At 63.0% G+C, this 19,102-nt stretch carries 18 protein-coding genes; 13 read left to right on the top strand and 5 right to left on the bottom strand.

The window, feature by feature from the left end; translation table 11 throughout:
• Positions 1-60: 60 nt before the first annotated feature.
• The 3 genes from OEW28_RS18845 to OEW28_RS00205 all read right to left on the bottom strand — a co-directional run bounded on the left by OEW28_RS18845 (position 61) and on the right by OEW28_RS00205 (position 2,089).
• Positions 61-1,275, bottom strand: coding sequence for a flagellin (locus OEW28_RS18845; protein WP_318527478.1), 1,215 nt, complete (start codon positions 1,273-1,275; stop codon positions 61-63).
• Positions 1,276-1,470: 195 nt separating this feature from the next.
• Positions 1,471-1,824: a hypothetical protein gene (locus OEW28_RS00210; protein WP_263732719.1), complete on the bottom strand. Its 354-nt coding sequence runs from the start codon at positions 1,822-1,824 to the stop codon at positions 1,471-1,473.
• A complete protein-coding gene (locus OEW28_RS00205) occupies positions 1,814-2,089 on the bottom strand; it encodes a rod-binding protein (protein ID WP_263732718.1) in 276 nt (91 codons plus the stop codon). Before OEW28_RS00205 ends, OEW28_RS00210 begins: the two co-directional genes overlap by 11 nt.
• A 128-nt stretch (positions 2,090-2,217) precedes the next feature.
• Here OEW28_RS00205 and fliK point away from each other — a divergent pair, with 128 nt between their 5' ends.
• Both fliK and OEW28_RS00195 read left to right on the top strand, forming a co-directional pair.
• The gene (gene fliK / locus OEW28_RS00200) at positions 2,218-3,693 is read left to right on the top strand and encodes a flagellar hook-length control protein FliK (RefSeq protein WP_263732717.1); all 1,476 of its coding nucleotides are present in this window, start codon (positions 2,218-2,220) and stop codon (positions 3,691-3,693) included.
• Between the two features lie 10 nt (positions 3,694-3,703).
• Positions 3,704-4,366 carry a flagellar hook capping FlgD N-terminal domain-containing protein gene (locus OEW28_RS00195; RefSeq protein ID WP_263732716.1) on the top strand — a complete coding sequence of 221 codons (663 nt, stop codon included), beginning with the start codon at positions 3,704-3,706 and terminating at the stop codon, positions 4,364-4,366.
• 3 nt (positions 4,367-4,369) lie between these two features.
• Here the strand turns inward: OEW28_RS00195 and ubiB are convergent, their stop codons facing one another.
• Positions 4,370-5,899, bottom strand: coding sequence for a 2-polyprenylphenol 6-hydroxylase (gene ubiB, locus OEW28_RS00190; RefSeq protein WP_263732715.1), 1,530 nt, complete (start codon positions 5,897-5,899; stop codon positions 4,370-4,372).
• A gap of 1 nt (position 5,900) precedes the next feature.
• Positions 5,901-6,653 (bottom strand): bifunctional demethylmenaquinone methyltransferase/2-methoxy-6-polyprenyl-1,4-benzoquinol methylase UbiE, encoded by a 753-nt coding sequence (gene ubiE, locus OEW28_RS00185; protein WP_263732714.1) that lies wholly within the window; start codon positions 6,651-6,653, stop codon positions 5,901-5,903.
• Positions 6,654-6,737: 84 nt separating this feature from the next.
• Here ubiE and mutM point away from each other — a divergent pair, with 84 nt between their 5' ends.
• The 11 genes from mutM to OEW28_RS00130 all read left to right on the top strand — a co-directional run bounded on the left by mutM (position 6,738) and on the right by OEW28_RS00130 (position 19,038).
• The gene (mutM, locus tag OEW28_RS00180) at positions 6,738-7,589 is read left to right on the top strand and encodes a bifunctional DNA-formamidopyrimidine glycosylase/DNA-(apurinic or apyrimidinic site) lyase (RefSeq protein ID WP_263732713.1); all 852 of its coding nucleotides are present in this window, start codon (positions 6,738-6,740) and stop codon (positions 7,587-7,589) included.
• 56 nt (positions 7,590-7,645) lie between these two features.
• Positions 7,646-8,422: an enoyl-CoA hydratase gene (locus tag OEW28_RS00175; RefSeq protein ID WP_263732712.1), complete on the top strand. Its 777-nt coding sequence runs from the start codon at positions 7,646-7,648 to the stop codon at positions 8,420-8,422.
• 160 nt (positions 8,423-8,582) lie between these two features.
• The gene (gene rpsT / locus OEW28_RS00170; protein WP_263732711.1) at positions 8,583-8,849 is read left to right on the top strand and encodes a 30S ribosomal protein S20; all 267 of its coding nucleotides are present in this window, start codon (positions 8,583-8,585) and stop codon (positions 8,847-8,849) included.
• A gap of 551 nt (positions 8,850-9,400) precedes the next feature.
• Positions 9,401-10,771, top strand: coding sequence for a chromosomal replication initiator protein DnaA (gene dnaA / locus OEW28_RS00165; protein ID WP_263732710.1), 1,371 nt, complete (start codon positions 9,401-9,403; stop codon positions 10,769-10,771).
• A 113-nt stretch (positions 10,772-10,884) separates the two neighbouring features.
• Positions 10,885-12,003, top strand: coding sequence for a DNA polymerase III subunit beta (gene dnaN / locus OEW28_RS00160; protein ID WP_263732709.1), 1,119 nt, complete (start codon positions 10,885-10,887; stop codon positions 12,001-12,003).
• A gap of 34 nt (positions 12,004-12,037) precedes the next feature.
• On the top strand, positions 12,038-13,153 hold the full coding sequence (recF, locus tag OEW28_RS00155; RefSeq protein WP_263732708.1) for a DNA replication/repair protein RecF: 1,116 nt from the start codon (positions 12,038-12,040) through the stop codon (positions 13,151-13,153).
• A complete protein-coding gene (locus OEW28_RS00150) occupies positions 13,150-13,584 on the top strand; it encodes a VOC family protein (RefSeq protein ID WP_263732707.1) in 435 nt (144 codons plus the stop codon). Before recF ends, OEW28_RS00150 begins: the two co-directional genes overlap by 4 nt.
• A gap of 98 nt (positions 13,585-13,682) precedes the next feature.
• Positions 13,683-14,306 (top strand): LysE family translocator, encoded by a 624-nt coding sequence (locus OEW28_RS00145; RefSeq protein ID WP_263732706.1) that lies wholly within the window; start codon positions 13,683-13,685, stop codon positions 14,304-14,306.
• A gap of 79 nt (positions 14,307-14,385) precedes the next feature.
• A complete protein-coding gene (gyrB, locus tag OEW28_RS00140) occupies positions 14,386-16,824 on the top strand; it encodes a DNA topoisomerase (ATP-hydrolyzing) subunit B (protein ID WP_263732705.1) in 2,439 nt (812 codons plus the stop codon).
• A 50-nt stretch (positions 16,825-16,874) separates the two neighbouring features.
• Positions 16,875-17,510 (top strand): MORN repeat-containing protein, encoded by a 636-nt coding sequence (locus tag OEW28_RS00135; RefSeq protein ID WP_263732704.1) that lies wholly within the window; start codon positions 16,875-16,877, stop codon positions 17,508-17,510.
• A 427-nt stretch (positions 17,511-17,937) separates the two neighbouring features.
• Positions 17,938-19,038, top strand: a complete 1,101-nt coding sequence (locus OEW28_RS00130; RefSeq protein WP_263732703.1) for an ABC transporter ATP-binding protein — start codon at positions 17,938-17,940, stop codon at positions 19,036-19,038.
• The last annotated feature ends 64 nt before the right edge of the window (positions 19,039-19,102 follow it).

Raw genomic sequence — 19,102 nt, 5'->3', positions numbered from 1 at the left:
GACAAGTTTCGCGTTCCGGTTTCAAGGCGCGTGGCGGCATTGGGCCGCCACGCGGCATCATCAGCGGAAGAGTGACAGGATGTTCTGCGGTGCCTGGTTCGCGATCGATAGCGACTGGATGCCCAGTTGCTGCTGCACCTGTAGTGCCTGAAGCCGCGCCGACGCCTCTTCCATGTCCGCGTCCACCATCGATCCGATTCCCGCCCTGAGCGCGTCGGAAAGCTTGCCGACAAAGGTGTTCTGGATCGCGATCCGGCTTTCGGCGGAGCCGAATTCGGACGCGGCGTCGATGCCGGACTGGATCAGGCCCTCGATGTTGGACAATGCCTGCGCAGCCCCCGAGGCCGACGATACGTCAATTGTCGACAGCAGGCCCAGGCCGCCCGAGCCCGCATTCTTGAACTGGCCCGTGACGGCCAGGTCCGCGGCCCCATCATTGGTGAAGACAAGCTGGCCCGGTGTCGCGCTGTCATAGTCGACACTGAATCCTGCGATGCCGAGACCGTCGATGGCGTTCTTCAGCCCGATCGCGACCAGATCGTCCGTAGAGGAGCCGGAAAGCACGTCATTTGCCGTGACCGTGTAGGTGGCGGTCCGCTCGCCGATCGCGACAGACACCTGGTCCCCCGCCGCCCACGTCCCGCCGTTGGAGATCGTCAGGTCATCAGAGCCACCGCTCTTGTCCAGAGCGGTCACGAAGCTGTCGCCGTCCGTGGATATCGTGCCGCCGGTCGATGCGCTGAAGACGTTCGAGGCGGTGTAGCCACCGATCGACAGATCCTGGGCGGTGATCCCGATGGACGAGGTGGTGACCGTTCCGTTCGACTGACGGTCCAGCGAGGCAAGCACATCGACCGTCGACTGGGAGCCGTCGACCAGATTCAGGCCATTGAATTGCGCTGCACCGACAACCGTGGCGATCTGATCGCGCAACGCGACGATGTCGGTCTGTATCTTCGCGCGGTCGACGTTATCTTCCTGAGCTGCGACGATCTTGCCTTTGATCTCGGTCAGAAGGTCGGTGATCGTCTCGGACGCCTGGCGCGCGACCGCGACGGTGGATTCACCCAGGGACAGGCTGTCCGAAATCCCCTTGAAGCCCTTCACGTCCGCTTCCATCACCTTGGAAATGGCCCAGACTGCCGCGTTGTCCTTGGCCGAGGCGACGGACTTGCCGGTGGAAATCTCGTCCTGTGTCTTCATCAGGTTCGCGTTGATGCCCTTCAATGTCTGGAGGGCAACCATTGAGCTGGTGTTCGTCAGAATGCTCGACATTTTCAGTCCTTCGCTGGAACGGCGCTTTGCGCCGAAGTGATTGCCGCAGCAAGCGGCGAGGCTAGGCGTTCTGACCGATGCGGACGCTTGGCGCCGCGCCATTCCCACTCGGGATGCAGGCCCAACTTCTGGCGGAACTGCTAAGACATCGCTAAACCAGACAATTGAATGCGAAGCCTTTTAGGCAAAGTGTCCCTAGCCCCGTCGCTCGATGGAACAAGCGCCACCGGCATGACGTGCGACGTTCCCGCCAGCGTCGTAGATCATCAGGGTGTCTTGCGGATTTCGCAACGATTCCAGGCGGTTTCGCGCTGCTGTCAGGCCCGAGAGCGAAGCCAGAGCCAGTCTGCGAACCTCTTCCAGAGACCGGCGCAGCTTGTCCAGCGTCGGCGTATCGAGCGAACTGGCGCCGGCTGCCAGCTGCGACGAAAGCCGCTCGACTGCGGGCGCGAGGGTTTGCAGCGACGCGTAATCCGCCTTGCGCAAGGCGGCTTTCTGCTTGGCGATCAGCTCGTGCAGCTCTTCGATGGCGGATCGGTCATGTGCCACAGCCGGCCCTTTCGGCAAGGTGTTCGAAGATGCTCTGGGCCAGCCCGATACCGCCGGATTCAACCAGCGCAAGAGCCTGCTCCCGCCGCAGGAACGAGGCGAACTGGGCCTCTCCGACGCCGCCTGTGAAACTGCCGGCTTGTTCACCCAGTCCGGAGTGCTGCAACATTTCCTCGAGAAACGAGGCTTCAAGCTCCCTTGCCGCGCTGCGTAGCGCGGTACAGTTCGGCGCTGTTCGCAGACTTGCGGGGCCTTCGACAGTCATGGCCTACTCCCGATCCGATAAACTGGCGCCATTTTCCGGAGAGGCGGTAAACATGCGGTAAGGACCATCGGGAACAATGCGCGCAACTTAACAGTGATCCGCGCATGGAACCAAGACTTGCCGAAGCGATGCCCGGCGGCACCTCCGCGGTGCCGCAATGCCCCAGGAACCCTTCGGGGGATGAAGCGACCGAGGACTTCGTGCGGGTTTATGCCCGCACCGAAGGCCGATCGACCGAGCGGGGGGCGTCGCCAGAGGAGGCCCGACAAGATGGCGCTTCAGATTCCTCATTCGGCATGCTGATGCCCGATCCTGCGACTTTCAGCGCGGTCCAGCAGTCCGACGGGCGACCGAGGGAGGTGCCGCGCACGCAGAGCGACGAATGCCAACCGGAAGAGGGTGACGAACTCGTCGCCGGCATGGCGGCAGCGCAGTTGTTGATCACCCGTGCTGTCGCCGGCATCGCAGTGACAAGACCGATTGCCGCACCGGAATACCATGACCCTGGTGCGCGATGGCCGTTCTTCGCCGCGGGCGAATCCGTTCCGTCCTCACATTCGCCGACGCCCGGTTGCGGCCTATCCACTGAAGGTTCGCCATCCGATCTGCGCATCGGAGCGATTGAACGTATGCCGGTTGAGCGCCAGCCCGCAGGATTCCTGCCTGAATCAGGGAACCTGTTCGGTGAAGAAACAGAGGCCCAAGGGCTCCCAGAAAACAGGAAGATGCCGGACGGCGCCCGTGCGAGCGGCGCGGCAGACGAATCGGAAGCCGTCACCAGCCCGTTGTCCGGCACGTTCCCCTGGCAAGCGGACAAGCCCATTCGGGACGCCGGTAACGCGGCCGCGCGGGATTGGACGCAGCTTTCAGATCCGGTCGCCATGCGTGGGACCAAGACGCCCGCGCCCAGGCCGTTGCAGGATGGATCCGAGACGACGCCTGATCTTCGTCACCCTCCCGGAACAACGGGCGAAAAAGGTGATGCTGACGCGGCCCCGGCCCAAGCGGCGGGGCAGATGCAGTGGCGCACGTCGGCCGCGCATGGCGGCGGTCAAGGCGGCTTGCGGCCAGATCCTCACCTTGATGGCCGCTCGTCCACATCGAATGCGGATTTGGTGCCTTCGCAGGACGCCGCAGTGCCACAGGTCCCCAATCCCGTCCCCATCGCCGCCCACGTTCCCGCGGCTCACAAACCGACAGTCGACGTCGCTCCTGGCCCTTCGCGGGTAGCCGAACAGCTTGCCGCCGCAGTGAGCTTGCGGGCCGACGGCGCGGATGTTGCCTTGCGGCCAGAGGAGCTTGGTCATGTCCGCATCAGCATTGAGCGGCACGGGGCCGAGGTTAGTGTCACCCTTGTCGCCGAACGTGCCGAAACGGTCGAGCTCATGCGGCGGCATGTCGATCTTCTTGCGTCCGAGTTTCGCGCGGCCGGTTTCGATACCTGCAGTTTCCAATTCGGGCACGGACAGCGAGACGGTCAAACCAGGGCTCTGCCGGCTGATTCCCCTGTTGAAACCGATCAGGTCGAGCCGCCTGCCACAACGTCGGCGGCACCCCCGACGCTTGGTGCTTCGGCCCGCCAAGGCCTGGATATGAGACTGTGAAGGAGTACTCATGCAAATAGCCCCTGTTTCAGGACAGCCATCCACGGGCAACGCGTCGCCACAAGGCAACGGGGGGACGCTGATCGAAAGCGATTTCAACACGTTCCTCGTGATGCTCACCACGCAGCTGCAAAATCAGGATCCCCTCAACCCGATCGAATCCTCGGACTATGCCGCGCAACTGGCGACGTTTTCGGGCGTCGAACAGCAGGTCAGGACCAATCAGCTTCTACAGGCGCTTGCCGATCGGCTGGCTCTGTCGGGATTGGGTGAATATTCTTCCTGGATCGGCCGGCAGGCGTTGACCGACGCGCCGGTCGCCTACGAAGGCCTGCCGGTCGATCTTCACTTCACGACCGCCACGGGGGCCGATGCCGCCCAGCTTGCGATCTTGGATGAATCAGGACGCGAGGTCGGCCGCATGGATCTTGTGCCGGGGCAGACTTCCGTCACCTGGTCTGGGTCGGGATACGGAGGAGCGGTCCTGGGTCGGGGAAACTATACCTTCAAGGTCGAAAGCTTTTCCGCCGGCGCAACGCTGGGTCTGTCACCTGCGGTTGCGTACGCGACGGTGACCGAGGTCAGGGCTGTCGGCCCTGAGCCGGTGCTTGTCCTGCGGGGCGGGGCAGAGGTCGCCCCTGCCAATGTCAGGGCGCTGCGGATTGCAGGCTGACCCTCAGAAAAACGAGACGGCCGTGACAATCGCCAGCGCCACGCCCGCGCCCATCGAGAACAGCCCCACAGCCGTCGTGGCGCCCAGGCGCGCGGGCGGCTGCTGGGGGGTCGTGCGCTCGGTCAACATGGATTCCACAAGACCAGGCAGCTTCGGGCCGAAGCGCCCCAGAACACGTGCCGTCAGCATCATGTCGCGCAAAAGCGCCTGCGGACCGACATTCTCGCGGATGTAGGATTCCACCACGGGACGCGCGACCTGCCAGATGTTGATATGAGGATCGAGCGACCGCGCCACGCCCTCGACGACGACCATCGTGCGTTGCAGCAGGATCAGTTCGGTCCGCGTCTGCATCCCGAACCGCTCTGTCACCTCGAACAGATAGCTCAGAAGCCGCGCCATCGAGATATGGCTTGCCTCCATGCCGAAGATCGGCTCGCCCACCGCGCGCAGCGCCCTGGCGAAGTCGTCGATATTCCGGTCTGACGGAACATAGCCCGCCTCGAAATGCACCTCGGCCACGCGGCGGTAATCCTTGCGTATGAAGCCGATCAGGATCTCGGCATAGACCCGGCGCGTGTACTCGTCGATCTGCCCCATGATCCCGAAGTCAAAGGCTATGATGTCTCCGTTCGGTGCGACCTTCATGTTGCCCTGATGCATATCCGCGTGGAAGAACCCATCGCGCAGCGCATGACTGAGGAACAGTTGCAGCACGCGCTCGGCCAAAGCCACGCAGTCGTGCCCAGCGGCCTTGATGGAATCGACCTCGCCAAGCGGGATGCCCTCGGCCCAGCCCAGCGTCATCACGCGGCGTGAAGACAGCTGCCAATGGGGCTTGGGAACCTGGAAGCCCTTGTCCTTCGCCGTCTTGTCGGCGAACTCCGAGGCCGAGGAGCATTCGAGACGCAGGTCCAGTTCACCGGCAACGACGCTTTCGAAATGCGCGATGACGTCCGACGGGCGCAGGCGGCGCGACGCCGGGGACAGAAGCTCGATCAGTCCGGCCGCGAAGTGAAAGGCGTCGATGTCGCGCCGAAACGCCCGTTCGATGCCGGGCCGCAGCACCTTGACCGCGACCTCCTCACCGGTCGCGACAGTCCGTGCGCGGTGGACCTGCGCGATCGATGCGGCTGCAACGGGTTCCGAGATCTCAGTCAGAAGTTCGGTCCAAGGGCGACCCAGCTCCGTCTCGATCACCCGAATGGCGACGTCGCGCGGAAACGGCGGCAGCTTGTCCTGAAGCACGCGCAACTGGTTCGACAGCTCTACCCCGACCACGTCGGGGCGCGTGGAAAGGACCTGGCCGAACTTGATGTAGGCGGGCCCCAGAGCGGTGATGGCCCGCGTGATGGGCGGCAGCGTGGGGTCGCCCGCATAGCCCAACCACTTGAAAGGCCAGCCAAGGATGCGCGCAAGCGCCCGAAGCCGCGGCGGCGCCTCCATCGCTTCCAGCGCCACCTTCATGGCGCCTGTGCGTTCGAATGTCGCGCCGGTGCGGATCAGCCGCCAAAGGTTGTGGGGACCGCGCACGTCAGATCTTCCAGCCAGAGTGAAGCGCCGCTACGCCCATCGTCAGATTGCGGTACTTGACCTGTTGAAAGCCGGCATCGCGGATCATGCCAGCGAAGGTGTCCTGATCCGGGAAGCGGCGGATGGATTCCACAAGGTACTGATAGCTGTCGCGGTCATTCGCGACGATCTGTCCCATGACCGGGATCACGTTGAAGGAATAGCGGTCGTAGGCCCATTGCATCGCCGGGTTCGGCAGATGGCTGAACTCCAGCACCATGAGCCGGCCACCCGGTTTCAGCACCCGGTAGGCCTCTGACAGCGCGTCGGGAATGCGTGTGACGTTCCGGATTCCGAAGCTGATGGTGTAGACATCGAAGCTGTTGGCCTCGAACGGCAGGGCCATCGCATCGCCGACGATCCAGGACAGGCGGTCGGCCATGTTTTCCGCGTCGGCGCGCTTCTGCCCCTCGACAAGCATCGATTCGGTCATGTCGAGCACCGTTGCCGTCGCCCCGGGCGCGCGCTTCAGGAAACGGAAGGCGATGTCACCGGTGCCGCCCGCCACGTCCAGCAGCCGCTGACCCGGCCGCGGCGCCAGCCAGTCCATCATGGCATCCTTCCAAAGCCGGTGAATCCCTGCACTCATGACATCGTTCATGATGTCATAGCGGTTGGCCACGCGGGTGAAGACCCCATGGACCATCCCGGCCTTCTGGTCTTCCTCGACGGTCTGGAACCCGAAGTGGGTCGTGCGGGTGTCGCTCTCGGTCATGGGCTCTTGCCGTTTGTGCCAACTCGTCCTTCTTATAGAAGCCTTGGCCGCAGAGACAATGCGGCGGAAAGGTTCAAGAACGGAATGCCCGAACTCCCCGAGGTTGAAACCGTGCGGCGCGGCCTGCAGCCGGTGATGGAAGGTCACATGATCGTGCGCGCCGAGGTGAACCGGCCCGACCTGCGGTTCGCGCTGCCCCAACGCATGACCGAAAGGCTGACCGGGGCGCGCGTGCTTGCCCTCAGGCGGCGCTCGAAATACATCCTTGCCGATCTGTCCACGGGCGAGACCCTGCTGATCCATCTGGGAATGTCAGGGCGGATGCTGATCTCGGGCGCGGCGCTTGGCGCGTTCCACCACGAACATCCAGCGCCCGCCAAACACGATCATGTGGTCCTGGACATGGAGGACGGTACGCGGGTCACCTTCAACGATGCGCGCCGGTTCGGGGCGATGGACCTGATGGAGACCGCGCAGGCAGAGCACCACTGGCTACTGCGCGATATCGGGCCGGAGCCGCTGGGCAACATGTTTGACGAAGACTACCTTGTCGCGCGTCTCAGGGGGCGCAATACGCCGATCAAGTCCGCCCTTCTGGACCAGAAGATCGTCGCAGGGCTTGGCAACATTTATGTATGCGAGGCTCTGCATCGCGCCGGGATCGACCCGCGCCGCGCCGCCGGCCGCCTTTCGGCCACGCGGGTGCGGGGGCTGGTGCCGATCATCCGCGCAGTCCTGCAAGAGGCGATCGAGGCGGGCGGATCCTCGCTGCGCGACTACCGCCAGGCCGATGGTGAACTGGGTTACTTCCAGCACACCTTCCGCGTCTACGACCGCGAAGGCGCCACCTGCGTGCGGGACGCCTGTGGCGGCACGGTTGCCCGCGTTGTCCAGTCGGGGCGGTCGACCTACTTCTGTCCGCGATGCCAAAGATGACTTGAACGCGCCGTCCCTGCTGGTAGGGTCCGGCAGCAGGTATCGGGAGGGTTGGGATGGCCTACGAAACGATCGTCGTAGAAGTCGAGGACTCTGTGGCGCTGATCCGGCTCAACAGGCCAGAGGCGCTGAACGCGCTCAACTCCCGCCTTCTCGAAGAACTTGCAGCTGCGGTATCCGCCGCAGATTCGAATGACAAGGTTCGCTGCATCATCCTGACCGGATCGGACAAGGCCTTTGCCGCCGGCGCCGACATCCGCGAGATGGCGGACAAGAGCTTCGTCGATGTCTTTACCGAAGACCTGTTCACGATCAGCACGGAAGCGATCCTTCGTTGCCGAAAGCCGATCGTCGCTGCGGTATCGGGCTATGCGCTGGGCGGCGGCTGCGAGCTTGCGATGATGTGCGATTTCATCATCGCGTCCGACACCGCCAAGTTCGGACAGCCGGAGATCAACCTGGGCACCATGGCCGGAATTGGCGGCAGTCAGCGGCTGACGCGCTTCGTCGGCAAGTCGAAATCGATGGACATGCACCTCACCGGCCGGTTCATGGACGCGTCCGAGGCCGAGCGGTCCGGCCTTGTCAGCCGTGTCGTGCCAAGCGCCAAGCTTCTGCCGGAAGCGATGGCGGCGGCACGCAAGATCGCCGAGAAGTCGGCCATTTCGGTCATGGCGGTCAAGGAAGCGGTGAACCGCAGCTACGAAACGACGCTGCGCGAAGGGCTCCTGTTCGAGCGCAGGCTGTTTCACGCGCTGTTTGCGACCGAAGATCAGAAGGAAGGCATGGGTGCTTTCCTTGAAAAGCGTGAGCCGCAGTTCCGCGACCGCTGAACGCTCTGCGAAAATAGACTTCCCTTCCAGATCGTTTTCCCGTAAGGGGGCGCCCTACATGCGCGTGGAGCCCGCTCAGGCTAGAATCATCCGGTTCTCTGGGAAGACCGGGCTTTGTTGCGCTCAGGAATCGAAACAGACCCGGAAGTTGGAAAAATAAATGGCTAACACGCCCCAGTCCAAAAAGCGCGCCCGCCAGTCCGAGCGCCGCAACGACATCAACAAAGCCCGCCGTTCGCGCATCCGCACCTTCCTTCGCAAGGTCGAAGAGGCGATCGCCTCCGGCAACCAGGAAGCCGCGGTTTCGGCACTTCGCGCCGCGCAGCCCGAATTGGCCCGTGGCGTTACCAAAGGCGTCCTTCACAAGAACACCGTGGCGCGCAAGATGTCGCGGCTGGCTTCCCGCGTGAAGTCGATCGCCCAGTAAATTCCGAGCCGGTTCTTCCGACTTGCAAAGGCGCAGCGCTTCGCTGCGCCTTGTTGTTTTTACGTGCCGGGCAGAATATTTCCTGGCCAGCAACAACTTTTCCATGCCGATTTCTGCACATGTGCCTTCTTTGCACTCAGCCCGGGATTCGGTGCGGCAAAGAGTGAGTCAAGCTAGAAGATAAGTTGCGGGCGCTTCCTCGGCCTTGCTAGCTTGGCCCTGCGATTCACGTCGTCTTGGGGGACATGAAGCGCACCACCGCATTGCTTCGAATTGACCGTTCGAAAAGACGGAAGAAACGTTGGCACACAACGTCTGGTGCGCTTGTTTTGATGCTGGCAACTGCCTGCCGCATCATGCGCCAATAGTTTGAGATAGCTGGATTTTTCCGGCTACGCTTTCTATTGCCATGTCCTGTCGTGCGCTGAGGGGCGCCCGACAAGGATTGACCCGAAACCGTTCGGGGCTTCTGCCGGGATGACAACGGTCGCCGAGTTGGAAACGTCCGCGCCGGGGGGCGGTGTGGGCGATAAATTTTGGGCAAGGCGAGAATGACGAACGATTCCTGGGGGCAAGCACGAAATGATCTCATCAAAGCAGTTGGCAAGAACAACTTCGTCACCTGGATCGAACCCCTTCGCCTGATCGGGCTTGAAGGCGGCATCGCACGTTTCGAGGCCCCGACGAAGTTCATGCGCGACTGGGTGTCGCGCAACTTCGCCGAGCAGATTCGCACGCATCTTTCGCTTGCCGGCAAAGCGGTGGACCGAATCGAGTTCCTTGTCGCCTCGACGCGTCCTGTCCCGATTGCCCAGATTGCCGACCGCCCGACGCGCACCCGTACGGCACTGGCCGCTGCCCGCGTCGCCGACGAGCCAGAGCTTCCCGGCGCGCCGCTGGATTCGCGCTTCACCTTCGATACCTTCGTCGTCGGCAAGCCCAACGAACTGGCCCACGCGGCCGCGCGCCGCGTCGCCGAGGGCGGCCCGACCACCTTCAACCCGCTTTTCCTGTATGGTGGCGTCGGGCTGGGCAAAACCCACCTGATGCACGCGATCGCACATGAGCTTCGGACACGCCGGCCTGAACTGCGCGTTCTGTACCTGTCGGCGGAACAGTTCATGTACCGCTTCATCCAGGCGCTGCGCGAAAAGCAGGTGATGGACTTCAAGGAGATGTTCCGAGCCGTCGACGTGCTGATGGTGGACGACGTTCAGTTCATCGCCGGAAAGGACTCCACCCAGGAAGAGTTCTTTCACACGTTCAACGCACTTGTGGACCAGAACAAGCAGATCGTCATTTCCGCCGACCGCGCGCCCGGCGAGATCAAGGATCTGGAGGAGCGGATCAAGAGCCGCCTTCAGTGCGGCCTGGTCGTTGATTTGCACCCCACGGACTACGAATTGCGGCTGGGGATCCTTCAGCAGAAGGCCGAGGCGTATCGGGCCCAGCACGGAAATCTCAAGATGGCCGATGGGATCCTTGAATTCCTGGCGCATCGGATCACGACGAACGTGCGCGTGCTGGAAGGCGCGCTGACGCGGCTTTTCGCCTTTGCCTCGCTGGTCGGTCGGGAAATCACTCTGGATCTGGCGCAAGATTGCCTTGCCGACATCCTGCGCGCCTCGGAGCGCAAGATCACGATCGAAGAGATCCAGCGGAAGGTGGCCGAACACTACAATATCCGCCTGTCGGACATGATCGGCCCGAAGCGCGTCCGTACGATCGCGCGTCCCCGCCAGATCGCCATGTACCTGGCCAAGAACATGACGACGCGATCCCTGCCTGAAATCGGCCGCAGGTTCGGCGGGCGCGATCACACGACCATCATGCATGGCGTGCGCAAGATCGAAGAGCTCAAGGCCAGCGACAACCAGCTGGATGAGGATCTGAAGCTGCTGCGCCGCCTTCTGGAAGCCTGAGCCGGCACGGGGGTGTCTTGACGCCCCCGACGATCCATCGGACATTCCCGATAAATCTTGAGCCCGGGGCAAAATTTGTTAATTCTGCCCTCCCGGCAAATCAGGGGACGGAAATGAAGATCAGCATCGAACGCGCGACGCTTCTCAAGGCGGTCGGGCAGGCCCAGTCGGTGGTCGAACGTCGGAACACCATTCCGATTCTGGCCAACGTGCTGATCGAGGCCGAGGGCAACACGGTCAGCTTCCGCGCGACGGACCTGGACATCGAGGTCGTCGACAAGGCCAACGCACAGGTCGAGCGCGCGGGGGCGACAACGGTATCCGCCGTGATGCTGCATGAAATCGTGCGCAAGCTGCCAGACGGAGCCTTGGTGCAGCTGACGTCGGATGCAGCCACAGGCCGCCTCACGGTCGAGGCCGGTCGCTCGACATTTTCGCTTGCGACCCTGCCGAAGGAAGATTTCCCGGTCATGGCGTCTTCGGAATACACCGCGAACTTTTCCGCCCCGGCCCCGGTCCTGCGTCGGCTGTTCGACAAGTCAAAGTTCGCCATTTCGACCGAGGAGACGCGCTACTACCTGAACGGCGTCTACATGCATGTGGCGACCGCAGAGGATGGGCAGGTCCTGCGCTGCGTCGCGACCGACGGCCACAGGCTGGCACGAATCGACGCGCCGCTGCCCGATGGCGCGCAGGGCATGCCCGGCGTGATCGTGCCGCGCAAGACCGTGGGCGAACTGCGCAAGCTTCTGGATGACGACGACGCGCAGATCGCGGTTTCGGTTTCCGAGACGAAGGTCCGCTTCGCGACCCCGGCGATCACGCTGACGTCCAAGGTGATCGACGGGACTTTCCCGGACTACACGCGCGTAATACCCGTCGCGAACTCCCGTCGGCTTGAGGTGGACGCGGCCGAGTTCGCCAAGGCGGTGGATCGGGTGGCCACGGTGTCGTCAGAACGCTCGCGGGCGGTGAAGCTGCAACTGGACGAGGACCGCTTGATCCTGTCGGTCAACGCACCCGATGCGGGCGCCGCCGAAGAGGAACTGGCCGTCGCCTACGGAGATGACCGGCTGGAGATCGGCTTCAACGCGAAGTACCTGCTGGAAATCGCGAGCCAGGTCGACCGTGAAAACGCCGTGTTCCTTTTCAATTCCTCGGGCGATCCGACCTTGATGCGCGAAGGAAACGACACCTCGGCCGTCTATGTCGTGATGCCGATGCGCGTCTGACCGACGTCGGAGCAACGATCGAAAGGCACAGCCCGTGCCGCGCCTTGCCGTAACCTCGCTGTTGCTGTCGCATTTCCGTTCGCATCGGCGCACGGAGATGACCTTCGATGGCCGTCCTGTCGCCATTTTCGGTCCGAACGGGGCGGGTAAGACGAACGTCATCGAAGCGGTTTCACTTCTCTCGCCAGGGCGTGGGCTGCGCAGAGCCGCTCCGGACGAGATTGCGCGCCGCCCCGAGGCACTTGGCTGGAAGATCAGGGCCGATGTCGAAAGCGTCCACCAGTTGCACGAGGTCGAAACCCGCGCCGAAGCGGGCGCAAGCCGGTCGGTGATCATAGACGGCAAGTCCGCACCGCAAGCTGCCCTTGGACGCATCGCGCGCATGCTGTGGCTGGTGCCGGCGATGGACCGCCTTTGGATCGAGGGGGCGGAAGGGCGGCGCCGGTTTCTGGATCGCATGACCCTATCGTTCGAACCTGCGCATGCGGAAGCCGTTCTGACTTATGAAAAGGCAATGCGAGAGCGCAATCGCCTGCTGCGCGACGATGTGCACGAACCCCGCTGGTATGAGGCTCTCGAAGCGCAGATGGCAGAGGCTGGCGCGGTGATCCAGCGCAACCGGTCCGAGGCAGTTGCGCGCGTCGCGGCGGCGCAGACCGGGGCCGAAACCGCTTTCCCGGCGGCCGATCTGGTCATCCTCGACACCGAGGGGCCGGAGCGCGCGACCGACGCCGCCGCATTGGCGGGCATGTTGGCCGCTGGACGTGCGCGCGACAGGGCGGCGGGACGCACGCTGAGCGGCCCCCATCGCGCCGATCTGGGCGCCATCTACCAGGCCAAGGGCGTGCCTGCGGCCCAGGCATCGACGGGCGAGCAGAAGGCCCTTCTGATCTCCCTGATCCTTGCGAACGCACGCGCGCTGGCGGATGATTTCGGGGCGCCCCCGATCCTGCTCTTGGATGAAGTCGCGGCCCATCTGGATGCGGGGCGGAGGGCGTCGCTCTATGATGAAATTTGCGCCTTGGGCGCGCAGGCCTTCCTGACCGGAACCGGTGCCGAACTGTTCGACACGCTGGGTTCGCGGGCGCAGGCGTTCGAGGTCGCGGATGCCGGCGGGTTGTCCGTCGTAAGCGAAAGGATCTTGCCATGACACCGCAACGGGTGACGCTGGTAACATTGGGTGTGACCGATCTGGCGCGGTCCCGCGCCTTCTATGAGGCTTTGGGTTGGCGTGCAGCACAGGCGCCGGATGGCGTCGTGTTCTTTCAGATGCACGGCGCGGTCCTGGGCCTGTTCGGGCTTGAAGCTTTGGCGAAGGATCAAGGTAGGCCTGGTGCCGCACTTGGCACCGGCGCGCTGACGCTGGCCCAGAACTTCACGACCGAGGCCGAGGTGGACGCCGCATGGAACGCGGCTGTCAAGGCAGGCGCGGCCCCATTGAAGAAACCCGAAAAGGTCTTCTGGGGCGGCTATTCGGGCTACTATGCCGACCCGGATGGCCATGTGTGGGAAGTCGCCATGAATCCGTTCTGGCCACTTGCGCCTGACGGAAGCCTGACCCTGCCGGACCAGACCGGCTGACGCCTGTGCAATTGAACCGGGTGCTGGAAACCCGTTGAAAGTTTCGGGGCGCCATGTCAGCGTCGCGCCGCGCGTCGGAACGGGCAGGCGGTTTTTCCATGACGATCACGTTCAGCGAACTTTGGCTCTATGCGGGGGCCCTGGCCCTTTTGTGGGTCACGCCGGGGCCGGTGTTCGTAGCTCTCACGGCACGAGCGCTGTCCGGCGGGTTTCGATCTGCTTGGCCCTTGGCCGTCGGCGTGACGCTGGGGGATATCCTGTGGCCCCTCATCGCGATCTTTGGGCTGACCTGGGTCGTCGCTCGTGTCGAGAACCTCCTGCTGATCCTGCACTGGGTCGCGGCGGCCATCTTCCTGATAATGGGTGCGGCGCTGATCCGGACCGCGCACCGGTCGATCCTTGTTTCCGAGGGGCGTCTGACTCGACCCGGGATATGGCCCGCGTTTTCGGCTGGCGTGGCCGCAGTGATCGGCAATCCCAAGGCCGTGCTGTTCTACATGGGCGTGCTTCCCGGCTTTTTCGACCTTTCGCGCGTGACCGGCCATGACATCGCCGCGATCCTGGCGATGTCGGCGCTCATCCCGTTTTCGGGCAACCTGATTGCTGCCTTTGCGGTGGGGCAGGCCCGGCGGCTTTTGCGCTCGCCGCGCGCGCTTTGGTGGATCAATGTGACCGCAGGCGCGCTGCTGGTTTCGGTCGGTGTGTTGATCGCCCTGCTTTGACGCAAAATATTGTGTCTGTGGCGTGACAATGGGTGCCCCCGGCACTATAAGATGCGCAGATAATGAAGGACGGGCGGGCATGACCGACGACGCGCAGAACACGGCCGAATACGGCGCCGAATCCATCAAGGTTCTCAAGGGTTTGGAAGCTGTGCGCAAGCGGCCGGGCATGTATATCGGCGACACCGACGACGGCTCGGGCCTGCACCACATGGTGTACGAGGTCGTGGACAACGGCATCGACGAGGCGCTGGCTGGCCACGCGAACTTCGTGCGCGTGCGCATCCATGCCGACAACTCGGTTTCCGTGCGCGACAACGGTCGCGGGATACCGACCGACATGCACCCGACCGAAGGCGTGTCGGCGGCCGAGGTCATCATGACCCAGCTTCACGCCGGCGGGAAGTTCGACCAGAACAGCTACAAGGTGTCCGGCGGTCTGCACGGGGTCGGCGTTTCGGTCGTGAACGCGCTGTCGGATTGGCTGGAGTTGCGCGTCTGGCGCAACGGCAAGGAACATTTCGCCAAGTTCGAAAAGGGCGAGACGGTGGAACCCCTGCGTGTGGTCGGAGACGCGGCCCCCGGCGAAAAGGGCACCGAGGTTCGCTTCCTTGCCTCTGCCAAGGTCAACCATCCGGACGGCACCTTCTCGAACCTGGAGTATTCGTTCAAGACGCTTGAAACCCGGTTGCGCGAACTGGCCTTCCTGAACTCCGGCGTGAAGATCATCCTTGAGGACAATCGCGGCGCGGAACTGCAGCGCACCGAGCTTTTCTACGAAGGCGGCGTGCGGGAATTCGTGCGGTATCTGGACCGGCACAAGACCTCGGTGATGTCCGATCCGATCTTCATCACAGGCGAACGCGGCGGCATCGGGGTCGAGGTCGCGATGTGGTGGAACGACAGCTATCACGAAACGGTTCTGCCCTTCACCAACAACATTCCCCAGCGTGACGGGGGCACCCACATGGCGGGCTTCCGCGGCGCGTTGACCCGCACGCTGACGAAATACGCGCAGGACAGCGGCATCGCGAAACGCGAAAAGGTGGACTTCACCGGCGACGACGCGCGCGAGGGGCTGACATGCGTGCTTTCGGTCAAGGTGCCCGACCCGAAGTTTTCGTCCCAGACCAAGGACAAGCTGGTCAGCTCCGAGGTCAGGCCTGCGGTCGAAAACCTGGTGAACGAAAAGCTCTCCGAATGGTTTGAGGAGCATCCCGCCGAGGCCAAGGTTATCGTCGGCAAGATCATCGAGGCAGCGCTGGCGCGAGAAGCCGCGCGGAAGGCCCGCGAGCTGACCCGCCGCAAGACGGCCATGGACGTCGCCTCCCTTCCGGGCAAGCTTGCGGATTGCCAGGAAAAGGATCCCGCGCTGTCGGAACTGTTCCTGGTCGAGGGTGACTCGGCCGGCGGCTCGGCCAAGCAGGGCCGAGAGCGCAAGAACCAGGCGGTGCTGCCGCTTCGGGGCAAGATCCTGAACGTCGAACGGGCGCGCTTCGACCGGATGCTGTCGTCGGACCAGATCGGGACACTGATCACCGCGCTTGGCACCGGGATCGGGCGCGATGAGTTCAATCTTGGCAAGCTGCGCTATCACAAGATCATCATCATGACGGACGCCGACGTGGACGGCGCACACATCCGCACGCTGTTGCTGACCTTCTTCTTCCGCCAGATGCCGGAGTTGATCGAAGCCGGTCACCTGTTCATCGCCGAGCCGCCGCTCTACAAGGTCGCGCGCGGCAAGTCCGAAGTGTACCTGAAGGATCAGGCGGCGCTTGAGGATTACCTGATCCAGCAGGGGATCGACGGCGCGCTGCTGCGTCTGGGCTCGGGCGAAGAAATCTCTGGCGCGGACCTCGCGCGCGTGGTCGAAGAGGCGCGCGTCGTCCGCAAGAGCCTGCTGGCCTTTCCGACGCATTATCCGACCCACATACTTGAACAGTCGGCGATCGCGGGCGCGCTTTTGCCCGGTCGCGTCGACGCGGACGCGCAGGGTGTCGCGAACGAGGTCGCCCGCCGGCTGGACGCGGTGGCGGTGGAGTACGAACGCGGCTGGCAGGGCCGCCCCACCCAGGACCACGGCCTGCGCTTCACCCGCTCGCTGCGCGGGGTCGAGGAGATACGGACGCTGGACGGCCCGATCCTCCGCTCTGGCGAGGCGAGGCGGTTTGCCACGCACACCAAGACGCTGCAAGAGGTGTATGGGTCCCTCGCCAAACTTGTTCGCAAGGACCGCGAACAGCTGATTCACGGCCCGTCCGAATTGCTTGCCGCGATCCTGGCCGAAGGCGAGAAGGGCCTGACGCTTCAGCGCTACAAGGGTCTGGGCGAGATGAACCCCGATCAGCTATGGGAAACCACGCTCGACCCGTCGGCGCGCGTTCTGAACCAGGTGCGGATCGAGGATCTGGCGGATGCCGATGACATCTTCACCAAGTTGATGGGAGATGTCGTGGAACCGCGCCGCGAGTTCATTCAGCAGAACGCGCTTAGCGTGGAGAACCTGGATTTCTGATCGCAGCGAAGCGTGGATTTTGATTTGTTCCGCGCTGAAAGGCATATCCAGTGAAATCCACCGTTCCGTCTTTGATCATGGCAGCGCTTTTGGCTTTGCCTGCCGGCATCGCCATTTCCCAATCGAACCTGCCGTCGTGTCCGATGGCCACGTCTTATGAAACGTCCTACGCCTTCTGGGATAGCTGTATAGGATCGGTGAATACGCTGAACGGAGTTTATACAGGCGAATGGAAAAACGGGCGATTCTCCGGTCATGGCACAATGGTTCTACTGAGCGGCGAAAAGTACGTCGGTCAATGGGTTGACGACAAATACCATGGAAAGGGCGTTTTGACCCATCCTGACGGGTGGCGATATGAGGGCGATTTTCGCGACGGCAACTTCAACGGGCAGGGCAAATACATCTCGGAGGACGGTCGTACTTACGAAGGCCAATGGAAGGACGACCGAAGGGAGGGCTTCGGGAAGGCAACCTGGCCGGACGGAAGGATGCACGTCGGAAACTACAAGAACGGTATGCGCGAAGGCCAAGGGACTTATTCCTGGCCGGACGGTTGGAAATACGTCGGCGACTTTAGGGACGGCACATTTCACGGGGAGGGAGCCATGTATCGCCCCGACGGCACGATTGAACAGCAGGGGCAGTGGGAAAGCGGCGCCTTGGTTGAGGCTGCGGCAAACTAGGTGCTTGGAACAAGGCGTTTAAAACGCCGGATGCTGCGTGGGATTTCGCGCTTTCATGCCACTTCAGACAAGGCTTTCAAGGCCGTAGCCCTAAGGTGCGGCTCTTCGCCCTCGCATTGGGTTCCCATGCGCTTCAAAGCGATCTGTTGCACACAGCGCAACGAATTAACCCCTCCGGCGCCAAAGCCGCGCAATTGCGCAGCCGGTCTTCCGGCGGCACATCGCGATGCCGTGCATTTCCTGCGATTTGCGGGCTGATCACCCTGCGCCTAGCCCTCTCCCAACGCGCTGCGATGTCGTGTTGAGCGGCATATATGTCGTAATAGCGGCACCCTGATGGCGGTGTAGTTGCATGATGCGCCGACACTGCCTAAGGTAAGGACAACTTCGGCGAAGACCGGGGTAGAATGACAGCGGGGAGCATGAATTGACCGACCAGGGTGCTGCGGACGCTTTCGTCCTGTTTGATAGGGTCCAGAAAAGCTACGACGGTGAAACGCTCGTGGTTAAGGACTTGAACCTGTCCATTGCCAAGGGCGAGTTTCTGACGATGTTGGGGCCGTCGGGGTCGGGCAAGACGACTTGCCTCATGATGCTCGCCGGATTCGAGACCGCGACGCACGGTGACATCAAGCTTGCCGGACGTCCGATCAACAACATCCCCCCGCACAAGCGCGGCATCGGGATGGTGTTCCAGAACTACGCACTTTTCCCGCACATGACGATTGCCGAGAACCTCGCCTTCCCGCTTGAGGTTCGCAAGATGGGCAAGTCCGAGCGCGAGGAAAAGGTCAAGCGCGCGCTGGACATGGTGCAGATGGGCACCTTCGGCGGACGCCGTCCCGCCCAGCTTTCGGGTGGCCAGCAGCAGCGTGTCGCCTTGGCGCGCGCGCTGGTGTTCGAGCCCGAGCTTGTCCTGATGGACGAACCGCTGGGCGCTCTGGACAAGCAGCTGCGCGAGCACATGCAATTCGAGATCAAGCGCATCGCCGACGGCCTTGGCATCACCGTGGTCTACGTGACCCACGACCAGACCGAGGCGCTGACCATGTCGGATCGCGTCGCGGTGTTCAACGACGGCGTCATCCAGCAGTTGGCGCCGCCCGATGTGCTGTACGAAGAGCCGGAAAACAGCTTCGTCGCCCAGTTCATCGGCGAAAACAACACCCTTGAAGGCGTGGTCAAGGAAATCAACAACGGCGTTGCGCTGGTTCAGCTCGACGATGGCGAGTTGATCGACTGCAAGCCCGTGAACGTGTCCAAGCCCGGAGAGCGCACACGCGTGTCGATCCGGCCCGAGCGGGTTGAGGTCAACAAGGCCCGCCTTCAGGCAGGGGCCCACACGCTCAAGGCCGAAGTGATGGAGTTCATCTATATGGGCGACATCTTCCGCACGCGGCTTCGTGTCGCCGGAAACGACGAATTCATCGTCAAGACCCGCAACGCGCCCGATCAGCGGCGCATGCAGCCGGGCGAGCAGATCGAGATCGGCTGGTTGCCGACGGACTGCCGCGCGCTTGACGCATGACCCATTGGGCGGGGCTTTTCCCGGGGCCCCGGCTCGGCATCTATATTTCGGGAACCGATAGGGA

The sequence above is a fragment of the Albidovulum marisflavi genome, assembly GCF_025751435.1.
Taxonomy (GTDB): domain Bacteria; phylum Pseudomonadota; class Alphaproteobacteria; order Rhodobacterales; family Rhodobacteraceae; genus Albidovulum; species Albidovulum marisflavi.
The sequence above is the reverse complement of the archived record's forward strand: the minus strand, read 5'-3'. Positions and strand labels throughout refer to the sequence as shown.

Coding starts and splice junctions, on each gene's coding strand:
- OEW28_RS00205 (WP_263732718.1), bottom strand. CDS start 2,089: ATGACTGTCGAAGGCCCCGCAAGTCTGCGAACAGCGCCGAACTGTACC.
- mutM (WP_263732713.1), top strand. CDS start 6,738: ATGCCCGAACTCCCCGAGGTTGAAACCGTGCGGCGCGGCCTGCAGCCG.
- dnaA (WP_263732710.1), top strand. CDS start 9,401: ATGACGAACGATTCCTGGGGGCAAGCACGAAATGATCTCATCAAAGCA.
- OEW28_RS00195 (WP_263732716.1), top strand. CDS start 3,704: ATGCAAATAGCCCCTGTTTCAGGACAGCCATCCACGGGCAACGCGTCG.
- gyrB (WP_263732705.1), top strand. CDS start 14,386: ATGACCGACGACGCGCAGAACACGGCCGAATACGGCGCCGAATCCATC.
- rpsT (WP_263732711.1), top strand. CDS start 8,583: ATGGCTAACACGCCCCAGTCCAAAAAGCGCGCCCGCCAGTCCGAGCGC.
- fliK (WP_263732717.1), top strand. CDS start 2,218: ATGCCCGGCGGCACCTCCGCGGTGCCGCAATGCCCCAGGAACCCTTCG.
- dnaN (WP_263732709.1), top strand. CDS start 10,885: ATGAAGATCAGCATCGAACGCGCGACGCTTCTCAAGGCGGTCGGGCAG.
- ubiE (WP_263732714.1), bottom strand. CDS start 6,653: ATGACCGAGAGCGACACCCGCACGACCCACTTCGGGTTCCAGACCGTC.
- OEW28_RS00175 (WP_263732712.1), top strand. CDS start 7,646: ATGGCCTACGAAACGATCGTCGTAGAAGTCGAGGACTCTGTGGCGCTG.
- OEW28_RS00145 (WP_263732706.1), top strand. CDS start 13,683: ATGACGATCACGTTCAGCGAACTTTGGCTCTATGCGGGGGCCCTGGCC.
- OEW28_RS18845 (WP_318527478.1), bottom strand. CDS start 1,275: ATGTCGAGCATTCTGACGAACACCAGCTCAATGGTTGCCCTCCAGACA.
- OEW28_RS00150 (WP_263732707.1), top strand. CDS start 13,150: ATGACACCGCAACGGGTGACGCTGGTAACATTGGGTGTGACCGATCTG.